The following is a 16,090-nucleotide window of genomic DNA, read 5'->3' on the forward strand; positions in this document are numbered from 1 at the left end:
TCTCGGGTCTTATTTTAAAGGTTATAGCAAAAATGGACTTATGATACAGCCCCTTTTTATTAACGAAAATTTACTGTACTAAATATTATAAACTTCACTCAAAAAATCAAAAAATACTAGTAAACTTATTTAACAATCAGATTAAAAATTGTAAAAACTTGTGACATTTACTATATTTACGTATAATATGAAGATATGAAAATAAATGTAGCTTGCAACTACAGGAGGTATACTATGAAGAAAAATTATCGTGTATTGTTATATTACAAATATCAAAGAATTGAAGACCCTGAGTTATTTGCCAAAGAACACTTAGAGTTTTGCCGTCGTATCGGTTTAAAGGGGCGCGTATTAGTCGGTGAAGAAGGAATAAACGGAACCGTTTCAGGCACCCTAGATCAAACACAAAAGTATATGGACTATGTTCATTCACTAGAAGGTTTTGAAGATTTATGGTTTAAACAAGATCTTGCTGATGATTATGCGCATAAAAAGATGTCTGTGAGAACGCGTGAAGAAATTGTAGCTTTAAACTTAGATGATGATATTGATCCACATGAAATTACAGGACAATATCTATCCCCTAAAGAATTTAAAGATGCTCTACTTGACAAGGATACAGTTGTTCTTGACACTCGTAATGACTATGAGTATGATTTAGGTCATTTTAAGGGTGCGATCCGTCCTGAAATTCGTAATTTCCGTGAACTTCCTGACTGGGTGAAAGAAAACAAAGAAAAATTTATGGACAAACGCGTTGTTGTCTATTGCACAGGTGGTATCCGCTGCGAGAAATTCTCAGGTTGGTTACTTAAAGAAGGTTTTAAAGATGTTGGGCAATTACATGGTGGTATTGATACTTATGGAAAAGACCCTGAAATTAAAGGTGAGCTTTGGGAAGGTAAGATGTATGTTTTCGATGAACGTATTGCTGTCCCAGTTAATCAAGTAAATCCTACAGTAGTCGGAAAAGATTATTTTGATGGAACACCATGTGAAAGATACGTAAATTGTGCAAACCCAGAATGTAATGAACAAATATTGACTTCTAAAGCAAATGAAGATAAGTATTTACGTGGATGTAGTGAGGCCTGTCGTCGTCATCCTCGAAACCGCTATGTCGCTGAACATAACTTTTCCACAGAAGAATGGGAAGAAAGATTAAATGCAATTGGAGAAAGCTTAAGTAAAACACATTCTGCATAATTTAAGCCGATAAAGGGGATAATGAAATGACTAATAAAGAAAGCAAGAATCATCTGCCACCTTTGGAGGGTCATCATTTAAAAGATAGTAAGCCAAATCTCAATCAAAGGCGGCAAAGATTAATCAACCAGAAATCTTCTAACTATGTTAATAGCGAAGAAGCTCGAGCAAGAAGATTGAAAAGAATTAGTGAACTTGAAAATAAGAGCTTTAATAATTTTGATAAGGCTATTCCTCAGTCAAATGAGGATAGAAGACAGTTTTCTTCTAATCATTATCAATCGCTTAAAGTCAAAAAAGAAACTCCTATAGGTGAGTCAGTAAGCAATTTACACAATAAATCGATTAAAAAAGATCGCTCAGAGAAGAAAGTTATTAAAAAAACTGAAACTGACACTGATTTAAAGCTAGAAAATAAGACTAATAATCATACTAGCAGTAATAATTCTAGTAAGTTCAGTCGAGACGCTATAGAATCAAACAGACCTCAACAGAAGTCAAATCAAAAAACTGAAAGTGAAAGTGACAACCACTCAACGGATAAAAATCTTTTTCAGACTTACCTTGATAAAAGAAGAAAAAGAAAAAAAGAAGTGCGTAGTCAACTATCTTTGGAAGGTCTTGACCGGTTTTCAAAAATTTCCTTAGTCCTTTCGATTATCTTTAATGTATTTAGACGTCTATTCATCTACTTTGTAGTTGTAGGTCTTCTTTTTGGCTTTCTCTTATCAGGTGTTGGATTAGGCTACTTCACTTCATTAGTATCTGATACGACTCCACCAAGTAAACAAGAGATGGCTGAAGCTATTAATCAAGTCGAACAACAATCTAGTTTATATTATGACTCTGGCGACCTTATTGCTGATATAAGATCGGACGTCGTTAGATCTGTTACTAATTTAGAAGATATTTCACCCTATATTAAAGAAGGTTTAATTTCCATTGAAGATCAAGCTTTTTATGAGCATTACGGTGTTAACCCTAAATCAACACTTAGAGCAGTGCTTCAAACGCTTATTACCGGGTCTGGTACTGGAGGATCAACATTAACTCAGCAATTAGTTAAGCAGCAGTTATTAACAAATGATGTTACTTTCTTTAGAAAGGCTAACGAAATTCTCTTGGCCTTAAGAGTTGAAAAATATTTTACCAAAGACGAAATATTAAACGCTTATCTCAATGTTTCTCCTTTTGGCCGTAATAATGAAGGAGATAATATTGCGGGAATTCGTGAAGCTTCTGAAGGCATTTTCGGCAAAGAACCAAATGAAGTTAATTTAGCTCAAGCTGCCTTTTTAGTTGGTTTGCCTCAAGATCCTTATAGCTATACTCCTTATAACTATAACAGTTCACTTAGAGAGGATTTCAATCCTGGTATCAATCGAATGAAAGCTGTGCTATTCAGTATGTATCGTAACAAGGCTATTACTAAAGAAGAATACGAAACTGCGATTGATTATGATATTAGTAAAGATTTTATTAAACCTGAAAATCGTCCAATCGAACGCCAATCCTACCTGTATCAAACCGTCATGAATGAAGCCATTAAGAAATTAATGGAAATTAATGTCAATGACGATGGAAATCAGATGAGCGATGTTTTACAAGACATTGAATGGTATAATCAATATTATTCTGAAGCAGAAAACCAGCTGCGTACCGGGGGCTACAAAGTATATTCAACTATTGATAAAGAAATTTATGATCAATTACAAGAAACTGCTAAAGAAAACGTAGACTCATTAGGAGTAAGCTATGATGGGGTTTATACAGATCCTAGTACCGGTGAAGAAATCTATTATGTTGAAAATATTCAAACTGGTGTTGTGGTGATTGAAAACACTAGTGGAAAAGTACTGGGCTTTGTGGCTGGGACCGATTATGATAATAATCAAATTGACCATGCCTTTGCCACTCGCCGCTCTCCTGGTTCAACCATCAAACCACTTGCAGTCTATGCACCAGCAATTGAGAATAATCTTATTGCTCCTGCCACAATTGTACCCGATACACCATTTGTAGAAACTTATCCCGATGGAACTGAGTGGAAACCGACCAACTACGGCGAATCAATTTCTAATAAGTTTATCTCTGTCAGAGAATCATTAGCTAAGTCACTGAATTTACCAACTATTCGAATTTATCAAGGGCTTATACAGCAAAACGTACCAGTCTATGATTATCTTGAACTCATGGGCTTTAAAGATGGCTTTGCATATGATCAAGAAGAAACATACAACCTAGCCTTTTCCATTGGTGGAGTGAATACCGGACCGACTGTTTTTGAACAAACATCTGCTTTTTCAACTTTTGCCAATAATGGTTATTATATTCAAGGGCATATTATCAGTAAGATTGTCGATTCATTTGGAAATACTGTATTTGAACAAGAAGTAGAGCCACAAAAAGTATTTAGTGAGGATACAAACTACTTAATGGTAGATATTTTAAGGGATACAACCGAATTCGGTTCAGGACAATATGCCAAAGCTAATCTGCAAGTTCCAGGAGACTGGATTGCCAAATCCGGAACTAGTGAGAATGCTAAAGATCTATGGTTTATTGCCTCTACTCCTTCTGTTACCATTGGTACATGGGCTGGCTATGATTCACAATATTATGAATACTTTGTTAACCCAGATGATGGACTTGGCAATGAATCGGTTCGTTCACAAATATACTGGGCTAATATCGCCAACGCCTTATTCAGAGTTCGACCTGATATTTTTGGATCTAATGAAGTCTTTGCACAACCCGCTTCTGTTGTTAGCCAAAATATTGTAGCAATGACAGGAACTTTACCTGGAAACATTACCTATAATAACCGAATTGCTAGTCTAAATGGCCCTATTAAACAAGATTTGTTTAAAAATTCAAATCCTGCTGCTCCACTCTCTTATAACTTCATGTTTAACGCTAGTGATCAAGATACTGCACGTTTTTGGAATGCTTATATGGAATCTATTGAGGAAAAGACAACATCAACGACCTCTGCTGAAGAAACAACGGATGAGGATGATGAGTCTCGTTCTGAAAGCACAGATGAAAATGGTAATCTAATACCGGCGCAACCAGAAAATAGCGAGACTGTTACTGAAGAAGTATATTATGAATAATTTTGCAAAATAAAGGCTCTATAATAAAAAGCTATGAGTTAAAATCTCATAGCTTTTTAATGTTTTTATTCACTCAGTGTTGAACCACGGTGTACTAATTTATGGGGAAGAATGATTTGACGCTGCTCGATACCCTCATCATTCATAATTTTCGTTAGCAAGCGCATTGCTACCGCTCCAACATCATATAAAGGATATTGTAAAGATGATAGTTGAGGACGCGAATATTTTGTAAGGACTGAGTTTTTACTAGTAAGTACTTGAAAGTCTTCAGGTACTTTAATATTTCGATCAGTTAGGGCATTTAAAATGGCTACTGCTAAGAAATCTTTAGTAGCGATAACTCCGGTAGCTTTAGCAGCTAATAATTGATCTACAATTATATCTCCTTCATCATCAGTAAAGTCACTTTGGATAATCAAATCTTCATCTACCGCTATATTATGCTTAGCCAATGCTGATTTATAACCAGGAATCCGATGCACTCGATTGACATAATACTTTTCTGAATCGGTGATAATAGCTGGTCTGTTACCCTTTTGAAGTAAGAAATCTGTCATTTCTTCTATTGCTAATCGAATATCAATTGATACTGTATAGAGATCAGGATCTTCACTAATCATACCCGCAATAACTACAGGTGTTCTTGAAGTTTTAATTAATGACTTAAGTTCTTCGCCGACATTATAACCCATATAGATAATACCATCTACTTGTTTAGCTAATAAATTATTAAAAACATTAATTTCTTTGTCGACACTTTCGTCGGCATTTGCTAAAATAATGTCATATTTGTACATAGCTGCTATATCATCAATTCCGCGTGCCAATGCCGAAAAGAAGATATTAGTAATGTTAGGAATAATAACGCCAACTGTGGTTGTTTTTTTACTGGCTAGTCCTCTTGCTACAGCATTAGGTCTATAATCTAAACGTTCTATAACTTCTGAGACTTTTTTTCTAGTACTTGGCTTTACATTTGGATTACCATTTACAACTCGAGATACGGTGGCCATTGATACGCCAGCTTCACGAGCTACATCATATATTGTAATTGTTTGCTTTTCCATGCCTACCCTTCTTTCAAATTTTTAATTTACTCTTTGAATTTAACATAAGCAGACAGATAGTGCAAGCGTTTTCTAGCTTTATTCTCAAGTTTTCACAGTTTTTTCATAAATAATGAACTCGCTCATTAGAGGGTGTTTGCTGTCTTCTCCAAACCAAAAGATAGGTTAACACTGATTTCATTTGTAGAGCAGTTTATCCTTCAACTTTTTGGATGGTCAGTGACACCAAATATGGCAGTGATGAAAATTTAACTTAATTAACCTACCATGGGAATAAGCACCTTATCAAATATAATCTATTCGAGAAAGAAGAAACGAAGAAACATCATCGGAGCTTTTAATTTATGGGAATCGCCGAATCGAGCGCAATGACAGACCATCATACTGCTTAAAGGAAGTAGTTATTATTAATAGCATTCAAGATTTTTAAAATACGCAATGATTATGAAAGTACGAGCGATGTTTACCGACCGAAGGAAACAGACACGGCACCTCAAAAAGCATTCTACTACAAACCGTCTTATGAATCACTCAAGTTTAACGAACGAGCCAAGCTCTTATCTGACGAAGGAAAGACACTCTACAGTCAACGAAGAATTGCTGTAGAGTCTGTATTCGATCATGTAAAGACAAATTTAAGCTCCTTTTTCGCCTTAGAGATAAGGTGAAGACTATTGTAAGACTGGTATTAATGGCCAATAATCAAGCAAATATGCAAAGCAGCGAGCTTAGAACGAAAAACACCTTTCCATTCTAAGCTCGCTGCGTTTTATGTAGCGGGTGAAGAGGCCTTTTGTCCAGCCTCTAAATTTATTTTAGTAGTTCATCTGTTTGCTTCTCGACTTCTTTTTTCACATCTTTTAGTTCTTCTTTTGTATCAACTTCAATATCTTCAATTTTGGCACTCAAGATGTCTTTAGATTGACTGAGGTCTTCTTTTACATGATCCCATTCTTTGCTTGCTTCTTTCTTTAATTCTTCAGCAGAACGTTTAATATGATCAGCTGAAGTTTTAAGATTTACACGGAAATCTTCACTCGCATCAGAAGCTGCGTCATACATCTCTACACCTCTTTCCACGGCATAGTCTGTATAATCATTAGCACGATCAATCCAATAATCTAATTCTTCATTTAAATCTTCACGTAACTCTCTACCTGATTTAGGAGCATATAAAAGAGCAGCTGCCCCTCCAATAAGAGCGCCTAATAAAGCTCCCGCTAAAAATCCATCATTATTTTTCATATTATTTTGCCTCCTTTAAATTAATTGAAATCTCACCAGCTGTTTTAGAAGGTTTTCCTTGAATAAAGGAATCTAAGCTTCTCTTTTCCTGTTTAGCTGGATCCTTAGCCAAAATCTCTGAATTTTTGGCTTGTGGCTTCACTTTGAAACGATTTACCATTCGCGATGCTTTTTGAATTGAATCAATTGGTGATTTTTTCTTGTTTTTCTTAAGCATATTTGAAACAAAGTTCGATGTCATTTCTTTAGTCGAGTCATTTAATTCTGAAACAGATGTTCCGACATCACCGATAGCAGTAAATAACGGATCGGTTTTTCCTAATTTAGCATTTAAATCATCTACAAGTGTATTTGACTTGTTCAGTAAACCTTCTACCTCAATTGATAGATGGTCAACATCTTTAGTCACCACATCAATGGTATTATTTAATTTGCTCACCGTTTCCTTCAGATTTGTCAGAATTTCACCAATTTTCATCAAGGTCATCGATAAGAATACAACGAGAATTGCAAAGGCTAAAGCTGCAATCATGGCTGCAATTTGACCAATTGTCATATCTAATCCTCCTTTGCTAAGTTACTAGCTTAAATATATCATGAAAGCGCATTTAACTCAAAGATAAGGGCTTAGAAATGAGCTATTTATTTATTAATTTTTTCTCACGCCCTTGTTGGAAGTTTGAAACCCTTAACTCTTTTAAACTTGTACGATGCAAGAAAGCATTTATTCGTTTTAAAATCATATTTCGAGTAATAATACCAATGAATTTCTTTTCTATATGGTTTTCAACCACACATAAAAAATTATTATCTACCAGTTTATGCAAAATTGATTCGAGCTTTTCGTTCATTGTTATAAATTCTGGTTTCCTTAAGTCTAAATGCTTAATTAATTTATAATTAAGGTTGTCAAAGTCTATGTCTTCTAAAGTAATAGCTTCTTTAACAATCATGTTAATACTTACTAAGCCCACTATTTGACCATTTTGATTGACCACAGGAATCATTGAATAGTCGACTTGATTAAGGACTAATAAGCCGTGAATTAATGAATTAAAGTCATAAAGATAGACTACATTATCAGCCGGGATAATAACTTCTTTTAGATTTTCAACAATATTTTTTGATAAGTTAGGATCTATCAAGATCAATCAGCTCCATCTAGTTTAAAATAATAAGACAAATCTTCTAACTGTATTGCATGTGAATTATAATAATCAACCTTAATAAAGTCATCGGAAATTTCAACTATAGAAAATGTTTTTTCTTGAATTTCGCCCCTTGCTTTTGCAATGGAACCAGGGTTCATAAATAAGATTCCTCGCTTCATTTCAGCATATAGGCGATGTGTATGGCCGTGGAAAACATATTTGGCATTCTTTTGTAAAGCTAATTCTAAAAGATTAATGTTTCCTTGATTTACTTGATACAAATGGCCATGAGTAATCAAAATTTTTCCCTTAGGGGTCGATAAAATTTCGCTAGATGGATAGCCTGGAGAAAAATCCATATTTCCTGCTACTTTAACATCGACAGCCTGCCAAATAGGATCATCAAATGAAAATTCTGAATCACCACAATGAATAATATAATCTACTTTATCCCTAAACTGCTGAATAATGTTTTTTACAATAGAGTAATTTCCATGATTGTCACTTAATACTAACAATTTCATCTCTATCCCTCCAACCAATCATTTAGTTTTTCTTTTAACTTCTCCACTGCTTGGCCTCTGTGAGAAATTTGGTTCTTACGTTCCGCAGAGATTTGAGCAAAGGTTTGTTGATCTTGAGGATAGTAAAATAGTGAATCATAACCAAAGCCACCCTCACCGATAGGCTCTTTGGTAATGATTCCTTCTACATTACCTTCAACAACTAATGAATCTTTTTGTGGATCTGCTAATACGATAACGGTTGTGAAATAGGCTTTTCGTTGATCACCGTTAAATTCTTTCAAATTTTCTAAAAGTTTCAAACGGTTTCTTTCGTCATTTTTTTCTTCTCCAGCATAGCGAGCCGAATAGACACCCGGCTCATTATTCAGTGCTGGAACACATAAGCCTGAATCATCTGATAGGGCTAAGCAGTTCATTTCCTTAGCGATTGTTTCTGCTTTTAAACGTGCATTCTCCTCAAATGTTGTACCTGTTTCTTCTACTTCTGGAATTTCAGGATAATCAAGCAAAGATTGAACTTGTAAATCAAAAGCTTCAAAAAGAGCTTTAAACTCTGCTATTTTTCCTGGATTATGACTAGCTATAATCAGTTTCATAAATTACTTCTCCTTTAATTTCACATTTTCTGACATCAAGATCTTTTCGAGCTAGCCAGTCGCTAGCCATTCGATCAAAGTGTTCGATGTCTCCTGTTGTATAGAAAGTTTGTGTAGGAGATTGTTGTAAGGCATCATTTGCTGTTCGACTTAAGTTAAAATAATCCAACAGCATACTAACATCATTAATTGTTTCAACTCCTGAATCAATCAGATGAACCTTAGGACCAACTACTTCTTGAATTAAACCGCGCATGATTGGATAGTGGGTACAACCAAGTACTAATGTGTCAATTTCTTTTTTTAATAGCGGGGAAAGTTCTTGCGACACTTTTTCTTTAGCTTGGCTACTATAAATTTGGCCAGTCTCTACCATTTCAACAAAAGACGGACATGCAAGTCCTTCTACGACCACATCATTTTTTTTATTGATAATCGTTTTTTCATAAATTTTACTCTGAATAGTTCCGATTGTTCCAATCACACCGATTTTTTTATTATTAGTTTGGATAATGGCAGCTCGACTACCGGGTTCAATTACGCCAACAACAGGTATGGGTAAAGTTCGCTTCAAATCTTCTAAAGCTGCAGCAGTCCCAGTATTACAAGCAATCACAAGCATTTTAATGCCTTTTTCACGCAAGAAATTGCTGAGTTGCCAAATATACTTCTTAACTTCATTTAACGGACGCGGACCATATGGACAACGAGCATTATCACCAATAAAAAGAACGGATTCATTAGGAAGTTGTTTTAAACTCTGTTTAACAACTGTTAATCCGCCGAATCCAGAATCAATAAAACCGATGGGTAAGTCTTTCATAAAATTCTCCTCACTTCACAATTATTATTTTAACATATCTATGCAAAAAAAGAATGGAAGTCATCTTGTTATTTACTAAAAAACAAGGCCCTTAATTAACAACCTACTGAAGTTGTTTGCAAGGCCTTGTTTTAAAATTAATTAACTTTTTTCTCGTTTTTCCATATAGCAAAGGACTTTTTAAAACTACCAATTAATCCTTTTTCACTATAAACTAGAACATTTGATTTATAGAACACAACCGATAACCAAATCGATAAGGCTAAGAAAACAATCGCAACTAATACCGATAACCATATTTCACTAGTGGCAACTGTGTCATTAGCCAAACGGAAAGGCATAATAAAAGGCGTAAATAATGGGAAATAAGAGCCTAAACGAACAATGGCTGAGTTAGGTGACTGCATACCGTATAAGGCAATATAAAAGCCTGCTACTGCTAATAAGGTGATTGGGGTGATCATTTTATTGACGTCTTCAGTTTTAGAAACTAATGAACCTAAGAAAGCTGCAAGTATTGAATAAATTGCCATTCCTATAACAGCAAACAATATTCCATATAATATCACCGGTCTAGCTTGTGAAATATAATCGCTGATTATGGCCGGATCAAAACTTTCGCTCATGGCTTGTGTGCCAGCTTGAATATTTTCCATATTTTCAGATGAGTTTACAAAAAATTGGGCTAATACTAAGCCGGATACATAGGAAATAATAACTCCTAGTATACCATATATGACTAATTGAGTAAGAATTACCAAGCCCACTCCAATCAGCTTACCTAAAAAATGCTGGGTAGCGGTGATACTGGAAAGAATAATTTCCATGATTTTAGAGCCCTTCTCTGCCGCAATTTCTTGAGAGACTATGGATACGTAACTCATAATAAACATTAAAACCACAAAACACACTACATAAGCCACTCCAATTTTAGCGGCAGTTACTGGATCATTTTCTGAAACCTCTGTAACAGCGCCATCATCGTCTGGTTGGATGCGAATAGTTTCAATGTCAACAGCACTATCTTTTAATTGATTCACTTCTTCTTGTTTTAAATTAAATGCTTCTGCTTGTTTTTGAATGCGATATTCTGAAAGTACTTCTTCGATATTATAAGTGGCAATATTCTTGCCTGAATTATGGCGATAGAACTTAGCATTAAGATCTACATTTTCGCCTTCAACAACTAAATAACCATCAATTTCTTCTGCAAATAAGGCTTCTTCAGCTTGCTTTTCATTTAAGTCAAATTGGTAGTCATTTTCATCTTCTATTGCAGCAATCAATTGATTAATCTCTGCATTTTCAGATACAATTCCAACATTGCCGACTGAAGAGCTGGATTGGTCAAGATAAATAAAATAACCGATTGCTAAAATAACCAACCCCATAATAATGGGGCCTGCTATCATCCAGAAAAAAGCCCAAGACTTCACATTTTTCCGATAAACCTCTTTTGCTACAAGCCACATTTTATTCATGAATTCGGTCACCTACTTTCAACTTAAATATTTCCTCTAAGGTCGGTGGTTGTTGAGAGAACATTGGGATAAATTGTCCTTGAGTGATTGTTTGGAAGATGCTAGGACCAAATGATTCATCGCTAAGATTTAAGGTGTAATGATCAGGGCTGGTACGAACTACCGAATCTACCCCTTCAATTTCTAGCAGGCTAGCTTCATTCCACTTTTTACTTTCAATATAAATGCGAATACGTCCAAACTGTTCTCTAACTTCATTAATCGAACCGTAAAGAACTTGCTCACCATCAAGAATCATGGCTAACTTATCACATATTTGTGACACATTTTCCATATTATGACTAGAAAAGATAATGCTCGATCCACCTTCTTTTAATTCTAAGATGCCTTGTTTTAAAAGGTCAGCATTGACTGGATCTAGGCCAGAGAATGGCTCATCTAAAATAACTAATTTAGGTCGATGGATTAATGTAGCAATCAATTGTATTTTTTGCTGGTTTCCTTTAGAAAGCGTATTAATCTTATCTTTTCGTTTACCTTTTACGGCAAATTTATCCATCCATTCATCTATTTGAGTGATAATATCAAGGTATTTCATTCCTCTAAGGCTAGCGAAATAGACAATTTGTTCTTCAATAGTCATCTTTTCATAAAGACCACGTTCTTCTGGTAAGTAACCAACTAAATCATATAATTGATTATTAATCGGCTTTTGATTCCAAGTAACTAGTCCCCCAGGTTCAGGATTTAAGAAATCTAAAATCATTCGAAAAACAGTTGTTTTCCCTGATCCATTTGGACCAATAAATCCCATAATCGTTCCCGATTCAATGTCAAAAGAAACATTCTTTACAGCTTGAAAACTACCAAATTTCTTGGATAGGTTTTTTACTTCTAACATTATATCCTCCTCTTAACTTTTTATGATTATTCCACATTGTCTAGCAGCGGATCAGTATCTTCACTGGTTGGAATCACTTCTTCTTGAGCCGCTTTGTCGCCAAATATTTCCGTCAAATCGACTAAATGAATGTTTGATCGATCATCTAATTTAAGCGTGATTGTTTGTCCTTCTTCTACAAATGGTAGGTAATCATTCAATTTTGCAGGCACTTGATAAACATTACCATCTAACATGAAATAATAGAAAGTTTCCCCCTCTTTTATAACAGCTTGGATTTTTTCAACTTTTCCGGTTACTTTTTCTAATGTGTCCTCATTGATTGCCTCTAAAACCACAGGATTATCTTCCCCATACTTTTGGATAAGCTGAGTCATATTGCTAGCAATGTAGACTTTCTGATAATCTTGAACATCTACTAAGCTATAATTTTTAATAAGACCGGAAGAGTCTTTTAAAGTTAAAATATACATAGGATTGCCTTGTAAGTTAATCAAGAGAGGGAATGTTGCAATATATCCTTTTTCTTGAACAGACCCTTCAGCTGAAGCCATAGCAGAGAACTCTTCGGCAGCAGATAAATTGTACATAGTAGCTTCTTTGGTTCTTAGATTAACTAATACAAAGCCAATGTTTGATTCATCTGATACAACAGAAGTGATACCAGTATAGAGGTAAATATCATCATTCATTGGTAGATAATTATAACCTTTGGAGGTTTCTGTTACGCCTTCTTTGGCAAAAACTGAGTTCCAAAAACCATTTTTATATTTACCGTTTTGGTCTAACTGGTGCATGATTAAGTCAGCAGAATAAACGCGGTCTACCCAAGATGGGATCTCATCCATGGAGTATTTTTGGTGTTCTCCTGTCATCGCATTAACAATAATTAATCCATTAGGTTCTGGCTCATTAAGAAAGAAATTTCGTCCATAGCTAGTAGCTATATAATAAGGATTGCCCTCATCATCGATTTCAAAGTCAGGGCTTTCAAAAATACTGAATGGATAATTGAATCTTAAATGTCTAGAAATATTCCGACCGAAATGATCTGAATAAGAATATCTAATCGGTTTTTCAGGTGTTTTTACTTCCACTTTTCCAGTAACATTATCAACTTGAAGATAATGTGGGATTCCTTCTGAAAAGTTGTTTAACCACTTAAACAGTCCTGCATACTTCAAGGGAGTTACCCGGTAGGGTTCTGCTTCAATATTGATTTGGGTATATTCATCCGATACTTCAAATTGAGAAACAAGCTCAGTTAAAGCTCCTAAATAGCGATCTCCAAGGCGCACTGCTGTATCTCGATCCACTAATGGCACATTATCAATATTAACTTCAGGAAAAGTGGTCTCGAAATCTTTATTGACTGGTGAGATCATTTGACCATAATCTTTTGCCATAAAGAAAGGAGAAAAAACAAACTTCCCAATTAATCCTACTAATAAGACAATAACAACCGGCCAATAGAACAAGCGGTATTTCTTTGGCAATTTGCCGAATTTAATCTCAGTAACTTGATTAGGATTATTCTTGATCTGCTTGAACCACTGATTGGAATCTTTAATCAATTCGATGGCAAAAACACCGGCCACAATTAATAGAAGAAAAAACCAGCTTTGATAAGAAGCGTAATGGATAGGTGGTAGTGTGAGATAATAATAAACAAAGATAGCCAATGCTAATAATACATACAAATAGTTTGGATTAAATGAACGCTTGTTGGCTTTTTTATTAATCGTTTTTTCAGGTGTCACATCTTTAATAATCAATTTAAAACCCACTTTCTTTTTTCTGACTGAAATATGTAGAAATTTCTTTTATAAAAGGCTCAAAATGAATAGGACCCACATTACTTTCATTTTGACTAATAGAAAAAGGAATCATTTTCTCAATAATATCTGCTGTCAATCTAACAGAGTCTTTCAAGCTGTCACCAGCGATTCGACTGGCAGTAATGATTGAAGCAACAGTGTCTCCAGTTCCAAATATGTAACCATCAAAATACTCGTGAACTACAAGTCCTTTTTCACCCGATTGGCTGGCATAGTAGAAACCTAAGCGATTATTATCACTTCGATCATCTTTAGCTCCTGTAATAATGACATTTTTACAACCTAAAGTTAATAATTCATCGGCGATATCAGCAATCTCATTTAATCTGAAGTCCTCTTTGTAGTCTCGTCCTAAAATCAAACAAGCTTCTGTTAGATTGGGCATGACTAATTCTGCATACGGTATTAATTCACGCAAATGATGAGCGACGTCTTGATCAAAACCAGCATAGAACTGACCATGGTCCCCCATAATCGGATCCATATATAATGCAATGTTTGGATTGATTTCTTTTTCTTTTAAAAGATAGGTTTTCAAATCATCTATCTGCTGAGTATCAGCAAAATAACCCGTTAAAATTGCATCAAAATGATAGTCAACTTGCTGCCAATGGTGCAGCATTTCTTGATAAGCATTTCCCATGGAATAACGAACTAAATCCCCTTTTTCTCCAGCATGCGAAGAAAGGATTAAAGTTGGCAAAATAGTAGCTTCTAATTGGGCAGCAGCTAAAACTGGCAAATTAATTGAACCCGCTACTCTTCCGGCACCAGGAATATCATTAACAACTAAAATAGTATTTGAATAATTATTGCGATTAAGTGAAAACATAAGAACCCCCTACATTTATATAATCATAGTACCTCTTTTAAGCAAATAAATAAAGATAATTCATACTAAAAAAATAGCAGAGACATTGTCTCTGCTAGGGTGAGTGGTTTATCTTGTTTATAAAACTGTTTCAATATCAAAAAACTCTCTGTCTTGCGATTCAGCCACGGCAATGGATGTTAGATGTCCAAGATAAGTATTGATACCTAATAAAATCGCATCATTTTGCTTGGCAGCTTCTTTAATGCCTGCCCTAGCAATTTCTTTAGCATATTGTAAAGTAGCATTGGTCAAAGCAATGGTGGAAGTTCTTGGGACAGCTCCTGGAATATTAGCCACTGCATAATGAATAATATCATGTTTAAGGAAAATCGGTTCCTTATGAGTAGTTGGTTTAGTTGTCTCAAAGTTTCCACCTTGGTCAACTGCAATATCAATTAAAACGGAACCTGGTCTCATTTCTTGAATAGTTTCTTCTTTAACAAGAACTGGTGCACGGCGTCCAGCTATTAAAACTGATCCGACAACTACGTCTGAATCGATCACAGCTTTATGAATGTTTGTTTCATTCGACATCAATGTCTGTACACCATTACCAAGAATATTTTCAATCTCAGCCAAACGTTGTGGATTAATATCAAGAATTGTCACATTAGCACCTAAACCGTAAGCCAATTTAGCGGTATTAAAACCGACAACCCCTCCACCAATCACTGTCACATTGGCACGACGAACACCTGGTACACCACCAAATAAAATACCTGGACCACCGTGGTTCTTTTCTAATAAACGCGCTCCGATTTGAACAGCCATTCGACCGGCTACTTCAGACATGGGTGTTAATAAAGGAAGTGTCCCCTTATCGGCAACCGTTTCATAGGCTACTCCAATCACACCCTTATCGAGCAAGGCTTGTGTTAATTCTAGTTCAGGAGCAAGATGTAAATAGGTAAATAGAATGAGTCCTTCATAAAAATAGTCATATTCCTCTTTAACTGGCTCTTTCACTTTAATAACCATTTCTGCTTTCCAAACTTCTGCAGCTGTTTCAACGATACTTGCTCCAGCATCAATATATTCATGATCAGTAAACCCTGAACCCAATCCAGCCTCTTTTTCAACAATTATCTCATTTCCAGCTGAAACAAGTTCTTTAATATTATTAGGGGTGAGTCCTACACGATCTTCATTTGCTTTCAATTCTCTAGGTACTCCAATTTTCATTAATAAATCCCTCCTTTGTTTTTTTATTATACCACATGCTCTTTTCATCACAAATAAATTATATGATTATATCTTAAAAT

Annotated in this window: 14 protein-coding genes; 2 read left to right on the forward strand and 12 right to left on the reverse strand. The window is 35.1% G+C overall.

Features of this window, described 5'->3' with window-relative positions; all coding sequences use genetic code 11:
* The first annotated feature begins 234 nt into the window (after positions 1–234).
* Together ACQV2R_RS07315 and ACQV2R_RS07320 are read left to right on the forward strand one after the other, a co-directional pair.
* A complete protein-coding gene (locus ACQV2R_RS07315; RefSeq protein ID WP_428872985.1) occupies positions 235–1,206 on the forward strand; it encodes a rhodanese-related sulfurtransferase in 972 nt (323 codons plus the stop codon).
* A 26-nt stretch (positions 1,207–1,232) separates the two neighbouring features.
* The gene (locus ACQV2R_RS07320) at positions 1,233–4,322 is read left to right on the forward strand and encodes a transglycosylase domain-containing protein (RefSeq protein ID WP_428872983.1); all 3,090 of its coding nucleotides are present in this window, start codon (positions 1,233–1,235) and stop codon (positions 4,320–4,322) included.
* A 65-nt stretch (positions 4,323–4,387) separates the two neighbouring features.
* Here the strand turns inward: ACQV2R_RS07320 and ccpA are convergent, their stop codons facing one another.
* The 12 genes from ccpA to ald all read right to left on the reverse strand — a co-directional run bounded on the left by ccpA (position 4,388) and on the right by ald (position 16,010).
* On the reverse strand, positions 4,388–5,392 hold the full coding sequence (ccpA, locus tag ACQV2R_RS07325) for a catabolite control protein A (protein ID WP_428872981.1): 1,005 nt from the start codon (positions 5,390–5,392) through the stop codon (positions 4,388–4,390).
* Between the two features lie 810 nt (positions 5,393–6,202).
* Positions 6,203–6,637 carry a YtxH domain-containing protein gene (locus ACQV2R_RS07330; RefSeq protein WP_428872980.1) on the reverse strand — a complete coding sequence of 145 codons (435 nt, stop codon included), beginning with the start codon at positions 6,635–6,637 and terminating at the stop codon, positions 6,203–6,205.
* Between the two features lies 1 nt (position 6,638).
* Positions 6,639–7,193, reverse strand: coding sequence for a DUF948 domain-containing protein (locus tag ACQV2R_RS07335; protein WP_428872979.1), 555 nt, complete (start codon positions 7,191–7,193; stop codon positions 6,639–6,641).
* A gap of 82 nt (positions 7,194–7,275) precedes the next feature.
* Positions 7,276–7,788, reverse strand: coding sequence for a cyclic-di-AMP-binding protein CbpB (gene cbpB / locus ACQV2R_RS07340; protein WP_428874651.1), 513 nt, complete (start codon positions 7,786–7,788; stop codon positions 7,276–7,278).
* Positions 7,785–8,312 (reverse strand): metallophosphoesterase, encoded by a 528-nt coding sequence (locus tag ACQV2R_RS07345; RefSeq protein WP_428872975.1) that lies wholly within the window; start codon positions 8,310–8,312, stop codon positions 7,785–7,787. The genes cbpB and ACQV2R_RS07345 overlap by 4 nt, the downstream gene beginning before the upstream one ends.
* A gap of 2 nt (positions 8,313–8,314) precedes the next feature.
* Positions 8,315–8,911, reverse strand: coding sequence for an XTP/dITP diphosphatase (locus tag ACQV2R_RS07350; RefSeq protein WP_428872973.1), 597 nt, complete (start codon positions 8,909–8,911; stop codon positions 8,315–8,317).
* Positions 8,892–9,734, reverse strand: coding sequence for a glutamate racemase (racE, locus tag ACQV2R_RS07355; RefSeq protein ID WP_428872971.1), 843 nt, complete (start codon positions 9,732–9,734; stop codon positions 8,892–8,894). The genes ACQV2R_RS07350 and racE overlap by 20 nt, the downstream gene beginning before the upstream one ends.
* 137 nt (positions 9,735–9,871) lie before the next feature.
* On the reverse strand, positions 9,872–11,215 hold the full coding sequence (locus ACQV2R_RS07360) for an ABC transporter permease (protein WP_428872969.1): 1,344 nt from the start codon (positions 11,213–11,215) through the stop codon (positions 9,872–9,874).
* Positions 11,208–12,116, reverse strand: a complete 909-nt coding sequence (locus tag ACQV2R_RS07365) for an ABC transporter ATP-binding protein (RefSeq protein WP_428872967.1) — start codon at positions 12,114–12,116, stop codon at positions 11,208–11,210. The genes ACQV2R_RS07360 and ACQV2R_RS07365 overlap by 8 nt, the downstream gene beginning before the upstream one ends.
* A 26-nt stretch (positions 12,117–12,142) precedes the next feature.
* Complete coding sequence (locus ACQV2R_RS07370) at positions 12,143–13,891, reverse strand: hypothetical protein (RefSeq protein ID WP_428892030.1); 1,749 nt, start codon at positions 13,889–13,891, stop codon at positions 12,143–12,145.
* 1 nt (position 13,892) lies between these two features.
* A complete protein-coding gene (locus ACQV2R_RS07375; RefSeq protein ID WP_428872965.1) occupies positions 13,893–14,786 on the reverse strand; it encodes a bifunctional hydroxymethylpyrimidine kinase/phosphomethylpyrimidine kinase in 894 nt (297 codons plus the stop codon).
* A 117-nt stretch (positions 14,787–14,903) separates the two neighbouring features.
* Positions 14,904–16,010: an alanine dehydrogenase gene (ald, locus tag ACQV2R_RS07380; RefSeq protein WP_428872963.1), complete on the reverse strand. Its 1,107-nt coding sequence runs from the start codon at positions 16,008–16,010 to the stop codon at positions 14,904–14,906.
* Positions 16,011–16,090: the final 80 nt, after the last annotated feature.

It is taken from the genome of Facklamia sp. P12937 (genome assembly GCF_050409505.1).
GTDB lineage: Bacteria > Bacillota > Bacilli > Lactobacillales > Aerococcaceae > Facklamia.

Excerpts from the sequence above, each read along its gene's own strand:
- ACQV2R_RS07315 (WP_428872985.1), top strand. The coding sequence starts at position 235 with ATGAAGAAAAATTATCGTGTATTGTTATATTACAAATATCAAAGAATT.
- ACQV2R_RS07360 (WP_428872969.1), bottom strand. The coding sequence starts at position 11,215 with ATGAATAAAATGTGGCTTGTAGCAAAAGAGGTTTATCGGAAAAATGTG.
- ACQV2R_RS07335 (WP_428872979.1), bottom strand. The coding sequence starts at position 7,193 with ATGACAATTGGTCAAATTGCAGCCATGATTGCAGCTTTAGCCTTTGCA.
- ald (WP_428872963.1), bottom strand. The coding sequence starts at position 16,010 with ATGAAAATTGGAGTACCTAGAGAATTGAAAGCAAATGAAGATCGTGTA.
- ACQV2R_RS07320 (WP_428872983.1), top strand. The coding sequence starts at position 1,233 with ATGACTAATAAAGAAAGCAAGAATCATCTGCCACCTTTGGAGGGTCAT.
- ccpA (WP_428872981.1), bottom strand. The coding sequence starts at position 5,392 with ATGGAAAAGCAAACAATTACAATATATGATGTAGCTCGTGAAGCTGGC.
- ACQV2R_RS07375 (WP_428872965.1), bottom strand. The coding sequence starts at position 14,786 with ATGTTTTCACTTAATCGCAATAATTATTCAAATACTATTTTAGTTGTT.
- racE (WP_428872971.1), bottom strand. The coding sequence starts at position 9,734 with ATGAAAGACTTACCCATCGGTTTTATTGATTCTGGATTCGGCGGATTA.
- ACQV2R_RS07345 (WP_428872975.1), bottom strand. The coding sequence starts at position 8,312 with ATGAAATTGTTAGTATTAAGTGACAATCATGGAAATTACTCTATTGTA.
- ACQV2R_RS07330 (WP_428872980.1), bottom strand. The coding sequence starts at position 6,637 with ATGAAAAATAATGATGGATTTTTAGCGGGAGCTTTATTAGGCGCTCTT.
- ACQV2R_RS07350 (WP_428872973.1), bottom strand. The coding sequence starts at position 8,911 with ATGAAACTGATTATAGCTAGTCATAATCCAGGAAAAATAGCAGAGTTT.
- ACQV2R_RS07365 (WP_428872967.1), bottom strand. The coding sequence starts at position 12,116 with ATGTTAGAAGTAAAAAACCTATCCAAGAAATTTGGTAGTTTTCAAGCT.